Source organism: Myroides odoratimimus (assembly GCF_004337635.1).
GTDB classification, from domain to species: Bacteria; Bacteroidota; Bacteroidia; order Flavobacteriales; family Flavobacteriaceae; genus Flavobacterium; species Flavobacterium odoratimimum.
This window is the reverse complement of record NZ_CP037427.1, coordinates 2110780-2132337: the sequence shown is the minus strand read 5'-3', so window position 1 is coordinate 2132337 and position 21558 is coordinate 2110780. Positions and strand designations below refer to the sequence as shown.

General features: G+C 35.0%; 18 protein-coding genes and 1 riboswitch. Of the genes, 7 read left to right on the top strand and 11 right to left on the bottom strand.

Annotation, left to right across the window (positions count from 1 at the left end):
* Positions 1-53 precede the first annotated feature (53 nt).
* The 6 genes from E0Z07_RS09780 to nhaA form a co-directional block, all read right to left on the bottom strand.
* A complete protein-coding gene (locus E0Z07_RS09780; RefSeq protein ID WP_131540612.1) occupies positions 54-1253 on the bottom strand; it encodes an ABC transporter permease in 1200 nt (399 codons plus the stop codon).
* Positions 1246-2367 (bottom strand): ABC transporter permease, encoded by a 1122-nt coding sequence (locus E0Z07_RS09775; RefSeq protein ID WP_225581513.1) that lies wholly within the window; start codon positions 2365-2367, stop codon positions 1246-1248. Before E0Z07_RS09775 ends, E0Z07_RS09780 begins: the two co-directional genes overlap by 8 nt.
* A gap of 56 nt (positions 2368-2423) precedes the next feature.
* Positions 2424-3410: an HlyD family secretion protein gene (locus tag E0Z07_RS09770; RefSeq protein ID WP_006266487.1), complete on the bottom strand. Its 987-nt coding sequence runs from the start codon at positions 3408-3410 to the stop codon at positions 2424-2426.
* A 15-nt stretch (positions 3411-3425) separates the two neighbouring features.
* A complete protein-coding gene (locus E0Z07_RS09765) occupies positions 3426-4814 on the bottom strand; it encodes a TolC family protein (protein ID WP_225581512.1) in 1389 nt (462 codons plus the stop codon).
* Between the two features lie 380 nt (positions 4815-5194).
* The gene (locus tag E0Z07_RS09760) at positions 5195-6826 is read right to left on the bottom strand and encodes an ABC-F family ATP-binding cassette domain-containing protein (RefSeq protein ID WP_131540611.1); all 1632 of its coding nucleotides are present in this window, start codon (positions 6824-6826) and stop codon (positions 5195-5197) included.
* A gap of 133 nt (positions 6827-6959) precedes the next feature.
* Positions 6960-8315, bottom strand: a complete 1356-nt coding sequence (nhaA, locus tag E0Z07_RS09755; RefSeq protein WP_025124153.1) for a Na+/H+ antiporter NhaA — start codon at positions 8313-8315, stop codon at positions 6960-6962.
* Between the two features lie 821 nt (positions 8316-9136).
* Between nhaA and lipA the strand changes: the two genes are divergently transcribed.
* Entirely contained in the window at positions 9137-10009 is an 873-nt protein-coding gene (lipA, locus tag E0Z07_RS09750) for a lipoyl synthase (protein WP_006256991.1), read from the top strand.
* A gap of 45 nt (positions 10010-10054) precedes the next feature.
* The gene (gene gap, locus E0Z07_RS09745; RefSeq protein ID WP_131540610.1) at positions 10055-11062 is read left to right on the top strand and encodes a type I glyceraldehyde-3-phosphate dehydrogenase; all 1008 of its coding nucleotides are present in this window, start codon (positions 10055-10057) and stop codon (positions 11060-11062) included.
* Positions 11063-11136: 74 nt separating this feature from the next.
* On the opposite strand, the gene yajC is transcribed toward gap, so the two are convergent.
* The 3 genes from yajC to nusB are packed head-to-tail and all read right to left on the bottom strand — an operon-like array spanning position 11137 to position 12848.
* Positions 11137-11412 carry a preprotein translocase subunit YajC gene (yajC, locus tag E0Z07_RS09740; RefSeq protein WP_006256993.1) on the bottom strand — a complete coding sequence of 92 codons (276 nt, stop codon included), beginning with the start codon at positions 11410-11412 and terminating at the stop codon, positions 11137-11139.
* A 20-nt stretch (positions 11413-11432) separates the two neighbouring features.
* Positions 11433-11882: a DUF1573 domain-containing protein gene (locus E0Z07_RS09735; RefSeq protein WP_006256994.1), complete on the bottom strand. Its 450-nt coding sequence runs from the start codon at positions 11880-11882 to the stop codon at positions 11433-11435.
* A 24-nt stretch (positions 11883-11906) separates the two neighbouring features.
* Positions 11907-12848, bottom strand: a complete 942-nt coding sequence (gene nusB / locus E0Z07_RS09730; protein ID WP_006256995.1) for a transcription antitermination factor NusB — start codon at positions 12846-12848, stop codon at positions 11907-11909.
* A gap of 251 nt (positions 12849-13099) precedes the next feature.
* Between nusB and E0Z07_RS09725 the strand changes: the two genes are divergently transcribed.
* From E0Z07_RS09725 to E0Z07_RS09705, 5 genes are all read left to right on the top strand, one after another.
* Positions 13100-14851: an ABC transporter ATP-binding protein gene (locus E0Z07_RS09725; RefSeq protein ID WP_131540609.1), complete on the top strand. Its 1752-nt coding sequence runs from the start codon at positions 13100-13102 to the stop codon at positions 14849-14851.
* Between the two features lie 76 nt (positions 14852-14927).
* Positions 14928-15287 carry a PUR family DNA/RNA-binding protein gene (locus E0Z07_RS09720; protein ID WP_006256997.1) on the top strand — a complete coding sequence of 120 codons (360 nt, stop codon included), beginning with the start codon at positions 14928-14930 and terminating at the stop codon, positions 15285-15287.
* A 66-nt stretch (positions 15288-15353) separates the two neighbouring features.
* A riboswitch (Fluoride riboswitch) is annotated at positions 15354-15421 on the top strand.
* 31 nt (positions 15422-15452) lie between these two features.
* Positions 15453-16712, top strand: a complete 1260-nt coding sequence (locus E0Z07_RS09715) for a chloride channel protein (protein WP_006256998.1) — start codon at positions 15453-15455, stop codon at positions 16710-16712.
* A 293-nt stretch (positions 16713-17005) separates the two neighbouring features.
* Positions 17006-18559 (top strand): FMN-binding glutamate synthase family protein, encoded by a 1554-nt coding sequence (locus E0Z07_RS09710; protein ID WP_006256999.1) that lies wholly within the window; start codon positions 17006-17008, stop codon positions 18557-18559.
* 94 nt (positions 18560-18653) lie between these two features.
* Positions 18654-19559, top strand: coding sequence for a DMT family transporter (locus tag E0Z07_RS09705; protein WP_006257000.1), 906 nt, complete (start codon positions 18654-18656; stop codon positions 19557-19559).
* A 38-nt stretch (positions 19560-19597) separates the two neighbouring features.
* Here E0Z07_RS09705 and E0Z07_RS09700 read toward each other — a convergent pair whose 3' ends face one another.
* Together E0Z07_RS09700 and E0Z07_RS09695 are read right to left on the bottom strand one after the other, a co-directional pair.
* Entirely contained in the window at positions 19598-20536 is a 939-nt protein-coding gene (locus tag E0Z07_RS09700) for a pyridoxal-phosphate dependent enzyme (protein WP_006257001.1), read from the bottom strand.
* A gap of 61 nt (positions 20537-20597) precedes the next feature.
* A complete protein-coding gene (locus tag E0Z07_RS09695) occupies positions 20598-21530 on the bottom strand; it encodes a peptidylprolyl isomerase (protein ID WP_006257002.1) in 933 nt (310 codons plus the stop codon).
* Between the last annotated feature and the right edge of the window lie 28 nt (positions 21531-21558).

Here is a 21558-nt window from a genome sequence, read left to right as displayed (position 1 = left end):
CAAAAAAAGCAGAAGTAAATACTTCTGCTTTTTTAATTTTATTAGCTCTAAAGCTATATTGAATTAGTTGTTTTCGTTTGTCTTAACCTTCTGTTGGTCCAGACCGCAAAGATAAAATAAAAAATACAAATACCCCACATTTTAATAAAGACATCGCTAATTTCTGTCAGTGATGCTCCGAACTGTGTAAGAGATATAAATCCTTTTACTCCTAACGTACTTGGTACCAATACAGAAACACCTTTTATCCAAGCAGGAAAGGCTATTGTAGGCCATGAAGTACCACTAAGCATTAGAGCTGGAATAGAGAATACTGTAACACTCATAATTGCCTCTTCTCTTCTCTTAAAGAAGTTTACTAAAGTCATTCCCATAAAGGTAATAGACAAGATAACAGGAATCAAAAAGATCATAATCTCAAATATATTTCCTCGTTGGGGCAAATTATAAACATGCATGATAATAAGCACCCCTACTAAAAGTAATATCATTGATATAATCAAATAAGTCAAGGCTCTTCCTAAAGTTAAAAAGACATTGCTAAAACGTCTTTTTTCAGCATAAGAAAAGACCTGAGCAAACATCCCATTCTGACGAAGTGTCCCCCCCATAATCCCCATACCTGTTAACTGTAATGTCTGTAATGCAATAATAAACACTACTGGGATAACGAATGTAGCATATCCAACATTAATATTATAAAGAGGTACAGCTGTGACATTAAATGGACGTCTAGTAGCAATAGCCTGATCCATTGGTATGCTTTTAGCCATTGCCTTGTTCACTTCTACTTGCGCATTGAACGTTCCCATAGAGACCATCACAGCTCCTATAGTTTGCTTATAATAGAGCATATAAGACGCATCTGCATATACTGAGATAGAAGGGACTTCTCCCTTTTGCATATCACGAGTAAAATCTTTTGGTATCATTATAATACCTCTAATTTCACCTTTATCATATACTTCCTTAGCTGCATCAAAATCACTTGTATGATATACTACCTTTAACTGATGTGTAGCATCTATCATTCTACTAACCTGCTGCCCTAACTTAGCCTGATCGTGATCTACAATTGCTACAGGTAAGTCATCAAAGTTCTCATGTGAGTAGACATAAGAATAGAAGAATCCTACTAACATAAAAGATAGCATATAGGACATCACTACAGCCGAATCCGAAAAGATTAGTTTAAACTCTCGTTTACACGCTTCTGTAATTAAAGCGAAGTTAGCTATTAGACCTTTAAACATCGTATCCTCCTTTCTTCAATTTTTTATAGTACAACGGAATACACAACAATCCTACGCATACAAATATAGCTAGCGTTATGATGTAATTCTGTTGTGTATTATTATATTGAAATCCTTTAATAGCATAATCAACTGTAAAACGCATATAAGAGTGGAATGGAAAAATATAATTAAACCCTCTTATGAATGCACTCATCCCTTCTGGAGGAAACGTATATCCAGCAAAAGAAAAGGCTAGAGCTGCATAAGACCCTCCTATAGTCAGTGCTGTTCTAAGGCTAGACATAATAGAAGCCATAAAGAAAGCCATACTCTGACATACCACTACGAAAGAACAAAAGAATAAATTTATAACAAAGAAATTTCCTTTAAAAGGAACTCCGATTCGGTAATAAAGTAAACTATTCATCATGAACCCCATTAAACAGAACAGTAACGTATAAGGTAATATTCTACTTATCACAGCTACGAATACTTTATCATTACTCTGTTCTAATAATTGTTTCCCTTTATTATATCTCAACACAGATCCAAAAACATAGATAGAGATGACCATAATAATAATCTGAAATGACATTGGCATAAAAGCAAGTGTCAGATAATACCCATAACTTGTATAAGGATTATACAGCACATGGCTATTAGTACCTGTAGGCACTACAGTAGCCACAGCCTGTTCTGCCATCAGTCCACTCTGTTGTAAACTCATGATCTTTGCCCCTGCAGCTAGATTACCTGCTACCATCTGGAAATCTCTTTGTATTAATCCTGCCGGTAGTAAATACTGCCCATTGTAGTAACACACTACATTAGTATAAACACCTTTCTGAGCATTTTTCTGAAAATTCTTTGGTATTATAATTAGAGCAAACGAATCTCCTCTTCTAATTGTCTGTTGACCTTCTAGCTCATCACTTACTTCATAAGCAATGTCCATACTAGCTGTAGCATCGATCATACGTCCTAACTGACGAGACAATTTACTTTTATCTAAATCTAGTAACGTAACAGGGAGATCTCGTGAAATCCCCTGACTCAGCAGTGATGAATAAAAATAGAATAGCATCACAGGCACGCCTATCATCAAGACAAGCAACCGCGGTGATGTAAACATCCTTTTACATTCACTAATAAATATAGATAAAAAACCTGTTTTAGTCATTACACCCTTTATTTCAAACTACTTTCTAATACTAAAGCACTCATACCTGGTCTAAGACCTTCTACCTTCTTAGTTGGGTAAGCTTTAATTAAGAATGTCTTCATATCAAAATCACCTTTTGTTTTCGTAGCCGTCCATGTAGCATAGTCTCCTTGAGCAGCGATATACTGTACTTCTAGCTCTACCATCTCATCCCCTAAAGCAGGAAACTTAGCCATAAACTTACTTGCCATCTTAAACTTAGGCATTAGATTTTCTTTGATATTGAAATATACCCATACATCTGACAAATCTACTAGATTGACCACAGGATAACCAGAATTCACTATTTCCCCTTTATTAGGCATGATAGTCAATACTTCTCCTTGTTGTGGAGCTTTTACATCACCTTCTCCTTTCAGAGACAACACTTCATTTACAGCACCTTGTGCTTGTCCTACCATAGCTAATGCTGCAGCTTTATCCTCTACACGAGCTCCTTTTTGTACCATTTGATACTTAGCATAAGCCGCTTTCTCTACTTCTTGTGAAGCCTTAAACTGTGTATATGCCTCATCTCTTTTTTGAGCTGGTACTACTTTCTCTTTATATAAATTCTCTACACGATTATAAGTCTTTTCTGCTAATTCTGCTCCTGCTTTTGCTTGTTGCCACATATTATAAGTCGCAGAGACTTCTTCACCTCTTGCTCCTTTATTAGCTTTAGCATCCATAGCTTGTGCAGCCTGTTTAGCTGATTCCGCCTGTAGTAGTTTAGCATCTATCTCAGGAGTGCTTATTTTTAATAATAACTCCCCAGCTTTAACTTGTTGTCCCTCCTTTACTAAAATATCTTCTACACGCCCAGGTATCTTAGAAGCCACATTAATCTGTGTAGCATCTACCTGTCCTTGAATATAGGATTCTGATGGTGCACTCATATACCATAGTGATATAATTAAAATTAAAAGCACTATAACGATAGCAACCATTGCACTTACAACTTTATTTTTCATCTTTTAAAGCTTATATTATTTTGTGTATTGTAAAAAATCATGACTTAATCCTGCTACTTCGAAAAGGGATGCCACCCCTATAGCATAATTATAATTGGCTTGTAGTTTCATTAATCTTACTCCTGACAAATTCATCTCAGCATCCACTACCTCTGTTGATGTTGCAAAACCTTCTGAGAATGCTTTAGTTCTAACACGTAGATACTCCACTGCTAATTTCTCTTGTACATTAAGATTCTTAATCTGATCTTCTTGTTTTTGAATATCTTGATACAGCTTAGCTACTAGCATCTTCACATCACTCTTCGCTTTTGTTTCGAATAATTCTACGCTTTCTCTAGTTGCTTTAGCAGCTTTAATCTCATTCTTGTTTTTAAATCCTTCGAATAACGTATAACTAACACCTATCCCTACTACCCACGGCTTACTATCTTTCTCTCCTATTAAGATAGGGTTATTATGTGCTAATATTGTTTGTCCGAATCCAAATACTGTTGGATAATTAGCAGATTGCTTTACTTTTACCCCTTGATCAGCTAGCTCTTTTTGCAATACTAATTTTTGTAGTTCTGGATAATTTTCTACAGCAGAACCTTGAAAGAAGTCAACGTTCTCTAACTGAGGTATCGAAAAGAAATCACTATCTAACGTAGCTGTAACTTCATCTACTTCTAATGTATTTGCTAAGGCTAACCTTGCTAATTTAGCATCTTTTAGCGCTCCATCTAGCTGTCTATTAGCTTCTGATACCGCCACATCAGCACTCATCTTTTCTACAGCTGCTATCATACCGTGTTCCTCTAGCTTAGTCGCATCGTGTAGATGTTTATTCATCCCCTCTAAGACTGTTCTTCTTACAGCCACAGCTTCTTCAGCTAACTTCACTGAATAATAACGTTGTGCTAATTCAGTGATTAACTTATTCTTCGTTTTTTCTAAATCTTTCTCTCCTATTTTACTCTCTATCTCATGTGCCTTTATAGCTGCGTTAATCTTTCCTCCTGTATAAAGAGGCCAAGTAGCCATAAAACCACCGAAAACCATATCTTTTTTATTAAATGACTTAGACCAGTTACCTAAGACATCTGGATTAGGTAAATGAATAAAATCTCCTATTCCATTTTTCAACCCATTTAGATCTACTCCTAACGATTTGCTAAGATATAGTCCTCCTCCGAAAGCACGCACAGAAGGATAGCGTAGCCCCTTAGTAGCTTGCCATTTATAATGGTGTACTTCTTCCTGTTTCTCTACTGCCTTAATAAGACTATTATCTTGATACATCTTATTATACGCATCTGTAAATGACAGACTCTCCTGTGCATACACAGAACTAGACATACCTATAAAGAATAATACTCCTCCTACTACAGAGAAATAATCCCTTAAATCTAATCGCTTCATGAACATACTTTCTATTTATATATTGCAAATATAGAGACTATACTCCTAATATTATATTTTACGTAAAATTACCTATAAATTTAAACTTTTTTAATACAATTAAAAATGATTAAACGCTCTTTTTAGCAATAAGCTGTACACTATATAGCAGTCTTATTTATTGAATAAAACATCTGCATCAGAGACCCTATATAAAATACTGACCTCATCACTGTAGTAATCAACCCATTACTTATATCTAAAACTATGTATCTATGTAGAATACAACTATTTTATCAAAATAATAAAACTCAAAACATATGCCACTCTATCAATATCCACAAACTAAACTTTAGAGTACAAAAAAAAGAGCAATCCTTACTGACTGCTCTTTTACGATTTTATTTTTCGATTTCTCTTAAGTTCTCCATTTTCTTATGTGCTAAGAATCCTTTGATATCTTCGAAGTGTTCTTTCACTCGTTTATTTCCAAACTCAAATACCTTCTCTGCAAGACCATCTAAGAAATCACGGTCGTGAGACACTAAAATCACGGTTCCTTCGAAGTCGCGCAAAGCTTCTTTAATGATATCTTTCGTTTTCATATCTAAGTGGTTCGTTGGCTCATCCAGAATCAATACATTATAAGGTTCTAACAGAAGTTTCACCATCGCTAAACGAGTTTTCTCTCCTCCTGATAACACTTTTACTTTTTTATGAATATCATCACCAGAGAACATAAATGCTCCTAAGATATTTTTTATCTGTGTTCTGATATCTCCTTCTGCTATTCTATCTACTGTTTCGAAAATAGTCAAATCTTCATCTAATAAAGAAGCTTGATTCTGTGCGAAGTAACCAATCTGTACATTATGTCCAATCTCAGCTTCACCTTGAAAATCTATTTCTTTCATGATCGCTTTAATCATAGTAGATTTACCCTCACCATTCTTTCCTACAAACGAAACCTTCTGTCCTCTCTCTATTACAATATTTGCATCTTTAAATACAACGTGATCTCCATAAGACTTTGACATCTCTTTTACTACCACAGGATACTGTCCTGAACGTGCTGCTGGTGGAAACTTCAGTCTAAGAGCAGAGTTATCTACTTCATCTACCTCTATGATTTCTAATTTCTCTAGCATCTTCACACGAGATTGCACCTGTAATGTCTTAGAGTACGTCCCTTTAAATCGCTCAATAAATTCTGTAGTTTCTGCAATCATCTTTTGTTGCTCCTCATACGCTTTTAGCTGATGAGCACGTCTATCTTGACGCAATACTAAATAGTCAGAATACTTCGCTTTATAATCATAGATTTTACCCATCGTTACTTCGATTGTACGATTGGTAATATTATCTACGAAAGCACGGTCGTGAGAAATAACCATTACCGCTTTAGCTTGGTTGATTAAGAAGTCTTCTAACCACTCGATACTTTCGATATCCATATGGTTCGTAGGCTCATCTAATAAAATCAAATCTGGTTTTTGTAATAAGATTTTTGCCAACTCGATACGCATTCTCCATCCACCACTAAACTCTGATGTAGGTCTATTAAAGTCTTCTCTAGTAAAACCTAATCCTTTTAATATCTTCTCTACCTCTGCCTCATAGTTCACCTCTTCGATAGAATAGAACTTCTCACTTAACTCAGATACACGCTCGATTAGCTTCATATAAGCATCACTCTCATAGTCAGTACGCACTGTCAGTTGCTCATTGATATCATCTATCTCTTTCTTCATAGAGAAGATACTTGCATACGCCTTAGACGCTTCTTCCATTACAGTACAGTTATCTTCAGTCAATAAATGCTGTGGAAGATAAGCAATAACAGCATCTTTTGGTGCTGAGATATTCCCTGTAGAAGGTTTATTCGCTCCTGCTACTATCTTTAATAAAGTAGATTTTCCTGCCCCATTTTTTCCCATTAAGGCAATCTTGTCGTTTTCATTGATTGAAAAATTGACACCACTAAATAAAGTAGTACCACCAAACTGAACTGAAATATCGTTAACTGTAATCATGTAACTCTGTATATCTGTTTTGAATTAAGTTGCAAATATAGTATTTGTTAAGTACCATCTACTACATTTTAATTAATAAAAAAAGCTCTGTAAAACTAAATTTACAGAGCCATATATCTTTATAGTATCATCACTAGGCTTCTTCTTGAACTCCCGTTTTCTTACCACACATAAATAGTAGTACATATCCTATGATACCACCAAGTCCTGAAGCAATTAGAATACCTAATTTTGCTTGATCTGGGAACTCTGGATGCAGATTGATATCAAATGCTAATTCAGTAACGAATAACGACATCGTGAACCCAATAGCAGCTAAGAATCCTAATCCTAATAAATTAAGATACGTCATCCCCTTAGGCATTGCTACTACTTTAAGTTTAATTAATAACGCTGTTAGTCCTGATACTCCTAACACTTTTCCTACTAATAAACCGAATGCTACTCCTAATGTCACAGCACTTAATCCACCATCTCCGATACTAATCGGAATAGCTGCATTAGCTAACGCAAACACAGGCATCACAAAGAATGCTACGAAATTATGCATGCTGTGCTCTAAACGAATAGATGCTGGTAACGCATCTGTAGCCAAATCTTTAATATCATGGACACATTCCATCTGATCTCCTGTAAGATTAGGAATCTTATCGTCTGGATCTATTTTACTGAAACGGTCTCTTAACTTGTTTAATTTTGCTACGAAGTATGACTCGTGTACTCTCGCTGTACTCGGTATAGCGAATGCCGCTAATACTGCTGCGATAGTAGCGTGTACTCCTGATAATAAGAAGCATAACCACACTCCACCGATACCGATGATCGCGTAGTATATCGTGTTTCTAATTCCCACTAGATTACTGATTACTAATAATCCGAAGAATCCTAATCCCATACCTAGATTAGCTAAAGATAAATCACTTGTATAGAACATTGCGATAACCAATACCGCTCCTAAATCATCTGCAATCGCTAACGCTGTCAAAAACACTTTTAACGAAGTAGGCACTTTATCACCTAATAAATATAATACTCCTAATGCAAAGGCAATATCTGTAGCCATCGGGATTCCCCATCCATGTGCTGCATCAGTACCTCCGTTAAACACAGTATATACTAGAGCTGGTACAGCCATACCACCGATAGCAGCGATAATAGGTAACATCGCCTTCTTAGGTGATGATAATTCTCCAGTAGTTAACTCACGTTTTAATTCTAAACCAACCACAAAGAAGAAAATAGCCATCAGACCATCATTCACCCAATGTTTTAAAGAGTGGTTTAAAGTCATATCATTTAATGAAAACCCAATATGGTTATCATCCCAAAAACTCATGTAAGCATCTGCCCATTGTGAATTAGCCATAAAAATAGCAAATACAGCAGCTAAAAATAATACTACCCCACCAGATGTAGATTTACTCATGAATCTACTCATGGGTTTTGCAATCCACTTGTCTGCAGGTGTCTCTCTAATTTGATCTTCCATTATGTTGTAAAATAAATAATAGCGAATATATATTTTCTCCGCATTTTACACAAATTTCTACTGCATTTTTTAAAAATAACTAAATTTACATCAGCAATAAACTTTTTATTTTAAATAATTCATATTTAACAATAAAATAGAATTGTTCCTTAAACTCCTTGCTCTTAATACAAAAAAACATTACTTTTTTTATCAATCCAAAAAATATCTCCTAACCTTTTCGTAGACTGTTTAAAAAATAAAGAAACTCTACGGCTATCATATTCTAGCCTGTCTTGTTATTTTTCAATGGAATAACAGCCAAAATTATACAAACACTACTTTTATTTTTTTTGTCTTAAAGTTTGTTGTTTTGGGCAATAAAACTACTGTTAGTACATACTCATCATCTCCTTATAGCCCTCACTAGCTAATTTTTCTATTTCCTCTTACTATACTAGCACATTGCTAGGGGTATTCTTGCACATTCCTTCGACAAAACGGCCTTCTAGGCAAGCAAACCCCAAGGATACCCCTAGAAAACCCCTAGAAAGTGCAAGCCAAATGACATCGGGAGCGGATGTATCGGATGGGGTTCTTCGCAGACTCAAAAGGACAATAAGAGCGGATGTGTAGGATGGATTCTTCGAAAGCTGAGAAAGACAATGAGAACAAATGTGTACGGTGGGATTCTTCACATACACAGAAGGACATAGCGAACAGAAATACACTAGTGTAAAGTCACAGATTATGAATCAGTGACAACATGATAACTTTTAGCATATATTAATAATGTATAACTCTTAAGATTAAGTATATTTGTACTTTCATAAACTCATACTATGGATACAATCTTAGACTCAAATATAGAACCTAAAGCTAAACCAAAGTGGCTTCGTGTAAAACTTCCTACTGGAAAGAAGTACACTGAACTTAGAGGTTTAGTAGATAAATATAAACTGAACACAATCTGTACTTCAGGTAGTTGTCCTAACATGGGAGAATGCTGGGGAGAAGGAACTGCTACATTTATGATATTAGGAAATATCTGTACGCGTTCTTGTGGATTCTGTGGTGTAAAGACAGGACGTCCTGAAACGGTGGACTGGGATGAACCAGAGAAAGTAGCGCGCTCGATCAAATTAATGTCTATCAAACACGCTGTTATCACTAGTGTGGATAGAGATGACATTAAAGATGGCGGATCTATTATCTGGGCAGAAACTGTGCAAGCAGTGAGAAGAATCAGCCCAGGTACTACAATGGAAACACTGATACCAGACTTCCAAGGAATAGAGAGAAATATCGATAGAATCATAGAAGTAGCTCCAGAGATTGTCTCTCACAATATGGAGACTGTTAGAAGACTGACTCGTGAGGTACGTATTCAGGCTAAATATGATCGAAGCCTAGAAGTACTGAGATACTTAAAAGAAAAAGGAGTGAATAGAACTAAATCTGGTATCATGCTAGGACTAGGAGAAACGGAAGAAGAAGTAATCCAAACTATGCATGATCTAAGAGCTGTTAACCTTGACGTATTAACGATCGGACAGTATCTACAGCCTAGTAAAAAGCACTTACCTGTGAAGGAATTTATCACTCCTGAGCAATTCGAGAAATACGAAAAGATAGGGCTAGAATTAGGATTCAGACACGTAGAAAGTGGTGCCTTAGTTCGCTCATCTTACCGAGCGCAAAAACACCTTTTATAATATAAATAAGGTCGCGTTCTTCGCGACCTTCTTCTTTTTACACTTATGAGTAAAATAAAAATAGCAATAAATGGTTTTGGTCGTATAGGCCGTAACCTTTTTAAACTCCTTTTAGATCATCCTACCATAGAGGTAGTCGCTATAAATGATCTGGCTGATACGCAGACTATGTCACATCTACTAAAATATGACAGTATACATGGTATACTGAATAAAGAGGTAAGTTATGACAAGGATCATATCATCGTAGCTGGTAAGAAAATAGCATTCTTTAGAGAAAGTGAGATATCAGGTCTAGACTGGAAAACGTTAGATATAGACTATGTCATAGAAGCTACTGGACGTAGAAAAACCTATCCCCTATTAGAACAACATATCCAGCAAGGAGCTAAACGTGTCATCTTATCTGTACCACCAGAGGACAATGTCATCAAGACTATCGTACTCGGTGTGAATCACAATATCTTGACAGGAGAAGAGTTTATCATCTCTAATGCGAGCTGTACGACTAATAATGCTGCTCCTATGGTCAAAGTAATTAAAGAGCTATGTGGTATAGAACATGCTTATATCACTACAGTACACTCTTATACTACTGACCAGAGTCTACATGATCAACCTCATAAAGATCTGAGAAGAGCTAGAGGTGCTGCTCAGTCTATAGTCCCAACTACTACAGGAGCTGCGAAGGCACTGACCAAAATATTTCCTGAATACGAAGGCAATATTGGTGGGGGGGGTATACGCGTACCTGTACCGGATGGATCATTGACAGACATAACCTGTATCGTCAAAAGAAAAGTAGAAATAGAGGAAATCAATGCTGCATTCAAAAAAGCAGCAGAAGGAGAGTTAAAAGGAATCTTAGCCTATACTACAGATCCTATAGTCTCTGTAGATATCTTAGGGAATACAAACTCGTGTCTATTCGACTCTCAACTCACTTCTGTCTTAGACAAAATGGTAAAAGTAGTAGGATGGTATGACAACGAAATCGGTTATTCTTCTAGGTTAATAGACTTGATTACTTATTTCGAAAAGATTAAGAAGTAATTTTCATCTAAAAAAAGACATAAAAAAAGCGTTATCAATATATTGATAACGCTTTTTTTATAGTGCAATGAGAATTACTTCTTCTCATTTAATTTTTGACTCATTTCCATAGAGATCGCAGAGCGCTCCATTTGTAGCTTACCAGCCATCGTCTCGATAATTACTGTAGTTTCGTGTAACTCATTGATTCTACCGTGAATTCCAGACTTAGTAACAATACGATCACCTACTTTAATACTAGCTTCATAAGCTTTCTCTTGTTTCATTTTCTTTTGTTGTGGGCGAATCATTAAGAAATAGATTACCACAAACATTAAAACTATAGGTAAAAATTGTTGTAAATTTTCCATTTGGTATTATTTATAGATTATTAATTACTACGAAGACCTACGTTAGCTTTAATCGTAAGTGTCTCATTTCCTTTTTTTGTATTCGTAACCAAAGTTACTGTTTTTTGTTGTTGTCCTTCTGCCCCTGTTTGAAACTTAACAGTTAATTTTGAAGTTTCTCCTGGCTTAATAGGTGTTTTTTGATATTCTGGAACTGTACATCCACAAGATGCTGTAGCATTAATAATAACTAAATCAGCTTTACCTGTATTCTTTAGTTCGATCTCAGTAGTTACAGATTCATTATTTGCAATATTACCGAAATCATGTACTGTTCTGTCAAAAACAATCTCAGGATACTCTCCATTAGTTCTAGTACCTTCTACTTTAGCTGCATTCTCTCTGTCAATCAAGCTAGAAGCAGCATTGTTCTCTTTACAAGAAACTACTGTAAAAGCTAACCCTAATGTTAATAATAAAATTTTTCTCATAGTTCTTTACTTAGTTTAGAAAGGTTATAGCAATCCTTTACCGATTTTATTAAGTCTATTCTCCTCGTTATAAACTTTAGAAATATTATCTAATACTCCATTGATAAAAATACTACTTTTTGCTGTAGAATACTCTTTTGCAATCTCTAAATATTCATTAATTGTCACTTTTACTGGAATAGAGCTGAATTTTAAGAATTCACAGATAGCCATTCTCAAGATAATCGTGTCTAATTCTGCAATACGCTCAGGGTCCCAATTAGGTGTTTTATCTTCAAACTCTTTTGTTAACTCTGCAAAGTTCAAAATCGTCTTTCTATAAAGATTAACTGCAAACTCTTGGTCTTCAGAATCTTTATAAACCTTAGGTACGATGAACTGTACATCTCTTTCTTTTAACTTGCGAAGTTGTTTTTGGATCATGGTATTCACCACAGGAATATCGTCTAACCAAGTTAACTTACTATCTTCTAAGAACTCATAGATTTTCTCATTAGGAGCGATAACTTCTGTAAAGATGTCACATACGAACTGACGATCGTCTTCAAAAGTTACTTCACTCTTAGCCATATAAGCTTTAAAGAAAGTACTCTCTTTCACTTCGTCCAATAACATTTGGATATAGTTATCGTGTACTTGCCATGTAGTTATCTTCTTCTCCTCTATCTTATTCGATATAGAAGTAGAGCTTTCTAATAGGTCTAGAACTCTGTTCTCGATAAAACGCTTGCTTGGGTTTCGTTCTGCGGCAGTAGCTAAATGTTTTTTTTGTGCTAAGGAGATATACTCGACTTCTTTTTTTCTAATCTCTACTAAGGTTGTAATCATTAATAAGTATAGATCTTGTATATTCTCTATACTATTGATTAGAAACTTTTCTCCTGACTGAATTTGTTCAGAATTACTTTGTTGCATTGCATAAAGCGTTTGCATAACCTTTATACGAATGTGTCTTCTGTTTAACATGCTACTTAAGAACTTTAAAAAAAATAAATTATATGTTGTTTGTATAACGAGGGCAAAGGTATAAAAATATACTTTTAATCAAATCAGAAATTTAATAGAACTATATAATTTAACTTGAATTTTAATAATTTATTTAAAACTCTAAAATTTAGGATCTCTAATAATCCTTTATCTTTGCAAAGCTAGACAAGCTTTTTTTGCCTAGTTTTATCAATTATTAAAAATGCTTCTATATAGCATTTATCCCAAGTATGAGCGCATTAAGTCAATTAAATAAGTATTTCTATAAATATAAATATCGTTTCTTAATAGGTGTTATTATTACTATAGTAGCACAGATATTTACATTATACACCCCTAAGTTAGTAGGAGACTCTATCCGTACATTAGAACAGATGACTGTCTTCGACAAAGGAGAAGTAACCTCTATCCTACTCAATAATATCCTCTGGATACTAATCACTACCTTAATAGCAGGGTTCTTAACCTTCTTAATGAGACAAACACTGATCGTGATGTCACGTCATATCGAGTTTGACTTAAAGAATGATGTCTTTAAACATTATGAGGTGCTATCTCAGAGTTTCTATAAAAGAAATAGAACTGGAGACTTAATGAACCGCATCAGCGAAGATGTAGGTAAGGTAAGACAGTATGTGGGACCTGCTGTGATGTACTCTATCAATACATTAATCCGTTTTGCTGTAGTACTGACACAGATGTACTTAATCTCTCCACAGTTAACCCTGTATTCGTTAGTACCACTTCCATTACTAGGATATTTTATCTACAAATTAAGTAAGCAGATTAACGAGAGAAGTTCTATCTTCCAAGCTAATCTATCTAAACTAACTACTTTCTCACAAGAGATGTTCTCTGGAATAAGAGTAATCAAAGCTTATTCTATAGAACAAGAAAAGCAAAACGAGTTTAGAACACTAACACAAGAGAGTAAAGACAAATACTTAAACTTAGCGAAATCTAGTGCTTTAATAGCTCCTCTGATGATCTTCTTAATCGGGTTGAGTAACTTAGTGGTGATTGCTGTCGGAGCCTTAATGTTCTTCAATGGTAGTATACCAGACATCGGTATTATCGCTCAGTTTATCCTGTACATTAATATGCTGACATGGCCTATTGCTTCTATTGGCTGGGTATCTTCAATGATCCAAGAAGCAGAAGCTTCTCAGAAGCGTATCAATGAATTCTTAAACGAACAACCTGAGATATACAATACGAATCCTAACCCAACTAACGTAGAAGGGAATATCACCTTTGACAAAGTGTCATACACTTATGAAGATACAGGTATACAGGCTCTAAAAGACGTCTCTTTTACTTTAGAAAAAGGAAAGACACTTGCTATATTAGGTAAAACGGGGTCTGGTAAGTCTACTCTACTTACGCTAATCAGTAGAATGTACGATGTCACTAGCGGAAATATCTATATAGATAACACACCTATCAAAGACTGTAATCTAAAGGATCTGAGAAACAGTATCGCTGTAGTACCTCAAGATGCTTTCTTATTCTCTGATACCATCAGTAACAATATTAGATTTGGTAAAGAAGATGCTACTGAAGAAGAAATCATCGAAGTAGCTAAAAAGGCTGTTGTACACGATAATATCACTCAATTCAATGAGGGATATAACACTACGCTAGGAGAAAGAGGGCTTACGCTATCCGGAGGTCAGAAACAACGTGTTTCTATCGCTAGAGCACTGATAAAGGATGCTCCTATTCTAATTTTAGACGATGCATTATCTGCTGTAGATACAGAAACTGAAGAGAAAATACTGCAAAATCTAGAAGAACACAGCAAAGAAATCACGACACTAATTGTCACACACAGAGTTTCTTCTGCTAAGAATGCAGACCAAATAATCGTACTAGACCACGGTCAAATCGTAGAACAGGGTACACACAACGAACTTATTCATACTGAAGGATACTATAGAGAGTTATACCAAAAACAATTAAATGAAAAAGAATTATTATAAATAGTTGGTTTATTAAGTTTTTTTTTAGACTTTTGAATGCTATATGAACAAATCAATTAATTGATAAGAAGGAATTATGAGAGATAACGAAATGTTAGAAAAAGAAGAAATTTTTTCAAAAGTACTAAGAGCGGGTAGAAGAACTTATTTCTTTGATGTTAGATCTACAAAGGCAGATGACTATTACATAACAATTACTGAGAGTAAAAAGTTCACGGAAGAAGATGGATCTTTTCACTTTAAAAAACACAAAATCTATTTATACAAAGAGGATTTCGGTGCTTTTAGAGAGATATTAGATGAGATGACTCAATTCGTAGTAGATCACAAGGGAGAAGAAGTTATTTCTGAGAGACATCAAAAAGATTTCAAAAAAGAATATCAGTCAGAGAATGAGGTAAGTTCATTTACTGATGTTAGTTTTGACGATATTTAATAGAAACACACAAAATAAAATAGGTCCGAGTTATTCAACTCGGACTTTTTTTATACCTTTGACTTATAAATCATAGGCAATGATGTCTGCCTCGAACCGCTTCTCTATAGAATGCTGATGACGTCTAACATAATAGTATACTAACGTAAAACTGAATGATAGACTATGCATTTAAATTTCTCAAGCTTTAAACAAGCTTTTAATCCAAAAAATATTTCTTTTTCTCTACTGATAAGATGGTTCATTGCTATTCTCCTTTCTGGGACAATAATAGGTAGCATATCTGCCCTATTCCTTTATATCTTAGAAGAAGTAACAGAGTTAAGAATCTCTCATACTTACTTATTATATGTTTTACCTCTTGGTGGTTTTTTAATAGGATTATTATATCACTACTATGGCAAAGAAGCTAATCAAGGGAATAACCTAATCATATCAGAATACCACACTCCTTCTAAGACAATACCATTTAGAATGTTCCCTTTAGTTCTATTAGGAACTTGGGTTACTCATCTATTTGGAGGATCTGCTGGTCGTGAAGGTACTGCTGTACAAATGGGAGGTACTATAGCAGATCAACTTAATAAATACTTACATCTAGGTGCTGAAGCTAGAAAGACTATTCTTCTGATGGGAGTTAGTGCTGGATTTGCCTCTGTGTTTGGAACTCCAATAGCAGGTATTTTCTTTGCATTCGAATTAATGCTCCTAAGAAATTTTAAACTTAATAGTCTATTACCTGTTATTCTGACAGCTTATATAAGTCATTACACTTGTATCGCTTGGGGAATACATCATACCATATACACTGTAGATATACCTATCTCACATACTATAACTACGTTACTGAAATGTGGAGTAATAGGAGTAGTATTTGGTCTAACAGCTTATCTATTCATCCTGTTTTTACAAAAATGGGGAAAGCTATTTACCACAACTATCACCTACCCTCCCCTAAGACCTTTTATAGGAGCGCTACTCTTTATACTCTTAATCCATACGATAGGTAATGAAAGCTACTTAGGACTAGGTGTTCCAACTATCGTAGACTCCTTCACTATACAAATGAACTGGGAAGTATTTATACTAAAAATAGTCTTCACCACATTAATCTTAGGGGCAGGCTTTAAAGGAGGTGAAGTTACACCTCTATTCTTTATAGGGGCGACACTAGGTAGTTACCTCTCTCTTTATGTAGGATTACCAATAAGCCTAATGGCTGCATTAGGTTTTGTAGCTGTTTTCGCTGGAGCTACTAAAACGCCGCTTGCTTGTACATTTATGGGCATAGAACTTTTTGGCATAGAATATGCTATATTACTAGCGGTAGTATGCTTTGTAGCCTATTTTACATCAGGGAAACAAAGTATATATAGTGAACAGTTCAAAAACAAGAACAAGATAATAGATCTAAAATTGAAATAAGCGTATATAATCAAAGGATAAATAGCATATTTTCAAAGTACTACTAGTAATTTAGTATTAAATTATCAATATGATATTTTCAAGGCTTTATATTCACAAAATTATAATTACAAAAACGAGGTAAATTCAAAATCTTTGCTACCTTTGCTTCGTAAATTTCATAAGGTATTGATTGATTTGAGACTAAGAAATTAGGGCAATCTTCATAAAATAACTTATGAAAAAGAATAACAAAATAAACGCTAATTCTATTACAAACTAAACAACAAAAGATTGCATTAAAATTCTATTTTATGTTTCACAAAAAATTTTTAAATCGGTTTACATTTGGACAATTAACGATGGCTGTCGTTTTCCTTTACCTTATTTACGCAATTACTTCATTTGTATTATACCAATCAACTGCTAGTATAGTAAATATCGTTATTTCAGGTTTTCTTGCAACACTTGCTATAATCGACAAAATACAAAACAAACATACAATTCGTAAAAACTACCCAATTTTTGCACGATTCAGATATATGTTTGAATCAATCAGACCAGAGATGCGTCAGTACTTTTGGGAAGGAGAATTAGACGGTAAACCATTCAATAGACGTGAGCGTTCTATTGTTTATCAAAGAGCAAAAAACGAGAAACAAACTGTTTCTTTCGGTATGCAAGATGACCCTAACCGTATCGGTTACGAATGGGCTTCTCACTCAGTATACCCTAAACATATATCAGATACAAACTTTAGAACTACTATCGGTAGCGACTTATGTAGCCAACCTTATAGTGCAAGTGTTTACAACATTAGTGCGATGAGTTATGGTGCATTAAGTAAAAAAGCTATTACTGCTCTTAATGAAGGAGCTAAGATAGGTGGTTTTGCACACAATACAGGAGAAGGAGGTATTAGTCAATACCACCGTTCTGGAGGAGATTTAATTTGGCAAATCGGTACTGGATACTTTGGATGTCGTAATGAAAAAGGTTTCTTTGACGATACTTTATTCGAAGAGCGTTCTAACTACCCAGAGGTAAAAATGATTGAGTTAAAACTATCTCAAGGAGCTAAACCTGGTCACGGAGGTCTTTTACCTGCTGAGAAAAATACACTAGAGATTTCTAAAATCCGTAGTATTACTCCTCACACTACAGTACACTCTCCATCAGGACACACAGCTTTCTCTAACCCTACTGAATTAGTTCACTTCATCGCTAGATTAAGAAAACTATCAAATGGTAAACCAATTGGTTTTAAAATCTGTATTGGTAAGAAAGATGAGTTCTTAGATATCGTAGCTGCAATGGTAGAAACTGGTATTCACCCTGACTTTATCACTATCGATGGGGCTGAAGGAGGAACAGGAGCTGCGCCATTAGAGTTTATTGACTACATGGGTATGGCATTAAATGATGCTTTAGTATTCGCTAATAAAACATTAATCGAAAACGGATTAAGAGATAAAATAAAAATACTAGCATCAGGACGTATCATTTCTGCTTTTGACATTGCTAAAACAATGGCTTTAGGTGCAGATGCTTGTTATAGTGCTCGTGGTATGATGTTCGCTTTAGGATGTATCCAAGCTTTACAATGTGATAGTGGTCACTGTCCAGTAGGTATTGCAACTCAAGATGAGACATTATACAAAGGATTAGATGTAACAGATAAGAGAATGCGTGTTGCTAACTTCCATAAAAACACAATGAAAGCTTTAGGAGAGTTCATCAGTGCTTGTGGATATGAGAATACTCAAGAAGTTAATCCTAAAACATTCTACAAACGTATCGATCACGGAGTGATTAAAAGTTTCCAAGAAATGTACTTCGGTAACTTAGATACTAGAAAAGTAAAATAATAAGCTGACTAAGCTTCGTTTATATAAAAGACCACAAAGTTATTGTGGTCTTTTTTTATATTAGCCCTATCAAAACAACATAATAATAAACGCCTTGAAACTTAAACCAAAACACTGGGTAACACTCATTATCCTTTCCTTAATATGGGGATCGTCTTTCATCCTTATCAAACGAGGTTTAGAATATTTTACTCCTATACAAGTAGGTGCACTTAGAATTACTTTTGCAGGTTTATTCTTATTGCCTATTTCTCTAAAGCATATTAAAAAGTTACCTAAGAAAACATTTCACTGGTTATTTCTTACTGCTCTAGTAGGAAGCTTTATTCCTATGTTTTTATTCCCAATAGCAGAAGTACACCTAGATAGTTCTATAGCCGGAATATTAAATGCCTTAATGTCGATATTCGTAATTGTATTAGGTGTTTTATTCTTTAAGTACAAAACTCACCTTGGAGAAGTCACAGGAGTTATCCTCTCTTTTATTGGAGTCATTTTATTATTACAGTCTCCTGAATCTACAGGTCTTGTATCGGATGAGTGGTTCTATCATTTATTATTAGTAATCGCTTCCTTAATGTATGCTTATAGTGGATTATTAACTCAGAAATACATGGGTAATATTCCTCCTATTGTCTGGACAGCATTTATAGAACTAGTCTTACTTATACCTGCCTTAATTGTATTAACATCATCAGGCTTCTTTCAAACTATCGGTGAACATCCTGAAGCATTGAAAGGACTTGGTTTTGTCTTCTTATTGGCTTTATTTGGTAGTGCATTAGCTAATATCTATTACTATAAACTTATCCATGAGACCAATGCTAGTTTTGCCTCGTCTGTATCTCTACTAATGCCTTTAGTAGCTTTCTGTTGGGGATTATTAGATGATGAAGTATTAGGGTTCTTACAGATATTAGGAGGTATACTAATCGTAGCTGGACTTTACTTCGGTAGAAAAGAAATAAAACTGCCTGTACTAAAAAAGAAACCGATATAAAAAAGGGTGTCATTAGTTTGACACCCTTTTGTAATAATCTATTCAAAAGGTAAATTATTCAAATCAACATTACCTCCAGAAAGAATAATCCCTACTTTCTTTCCTGCAAAAGAAGGTCTTTCTTTTATCAATACTGCTAAAGCAACAGCACTACTTGGTTCTACAACAATCTTCATACGTTCCCATATCAATCGCATCGAACTAATAATTTCATTTTCTCGTACACGTATAATTTTAGATACATGGTCTTTGATAATAGGAAAAGTAATATCCCCTAATTGGGTACGCAAACCATCAGCTATAGTATCTGTAGTCTCATTACACTCAATCTGCCCACTCATTAAAGAACGATAGGCATCATCTGCTTCTAAAGGTTCACCTCCTATTACTTCAATAGTATCCTTACCAAAAGCTTTTGCTGCTAATGCAGTGCCTGCAATTAAGCCTCCTCCACCTACTGGAGTGATAATAACATCTAGGTCAGGGTACGCTTCTAACAATTCCATAGCGGCAGTACCTTGCCCCATAATAACATCTATATTATTAGATGCATGTATAAATGTTGCTCCTGTGTCCTCTATCACTTGATTGCAAATACGTTCTCTAGACTCTAATGTAGCAATGCAGTCTATAATCTCTCCTCCATAAGCCATTACTGCATTACGCTTAACATCAGGAGCATCTTTTGGCATTACGATATAACATTTCACTCCAAGATATTTAGCAGCAAGAGCTAAAGCCTGCGCAAAATTACCAGAAGAGTGAGTGATCACTCCCTTTGCTCTCTGATCTTCTGTCAACTGAAGAATAGCATTGGCTGCACCTCTCATCTTAAATGCACCTGCACGTTGAAAATTTTCACACTTAAAGTACAAATCGTTACCTAAAAAGTTTTCTATTTGACCAGACTCCATAATTGGAGTATAACGTGCATATGGTCGAATACGTTCTAAACAAGCTAAGAAATCCTCTTTCATAAAATGTAATCATTTAAACAAAAAACTCCCAACTGTAAGTTGAGAGTTTTTATATAACTTATTATTTTACGTCCATTAACTCTACGTCAAATACTAAAGTTGCATTTGGAGGAATAACCCCACCTGCACCAGCTTCTCCATATCCTAAATAAGAAGGGATAACGAATCTAGCTTTATCACCAACGTTTAATAAAGCAATTCCTTCGTCCCATCCTTCGATTACATAACCTTGTCCTAATGGGAATTCAATAGGTTTTTTTCTTTTATAAGAACTATCAAACTCTTGTCCATTTGCTAAAGCACCTTTGTAGTGTACAGAAACAGTTTTACCTTTCTCTGCTTTCTTACCTGTACCTTTAACAATCATTTGATATCTTAATCCGCTTGGAGTTTCTTCAAAACCAGCAGATAATTTCTCTACTTCTACTAAAGCAGCTTTTTTAGCTTCAGCTTCTCTTTTCTCTCTAGCTCCTTCAAAAGTTCTGAAAGCTTCAATAGCATTCCATTTCTCAGCAGTCTCTCCTACTCTTACAATCTCTACAGACTCTAAAATATCTCCTTGTGCTACTGCATCTACAATATCTTGTCCTTCAACAACTTTACCAAAAACAGTATGTTTACCATCTAACCAAGGTGTAGCAACATGCGTAATAAAGAATTGAGACCCGTTAGTACCTGGACCTGCATTAGCCATAGATAATACACCAGGACCATCATGTCTTAAAGCTGGGTGGAACTCATCATCAAATTTATAACCTGGACCTCCAGAACCTTGACCTAATGGACAACCTCCTTGGATCATAAAGTCAGGAATAACTCTGTGAAACTTAAGACCGTCATAGTATGGTTTTCCTTGTGGACGTGCACTATTTTCTAAATTACCTTCTGCTAAAGCTACGAAGTTACCAACTGTACCAGGTGTTAATTCTTCTGTAAGCTTTACTAATATTGCTCCTTTTGATGTGTTGAACTTAGCGTAAATACCGTTTTCCATTGTTCTAATTTTTATCGTTTTTGAATTA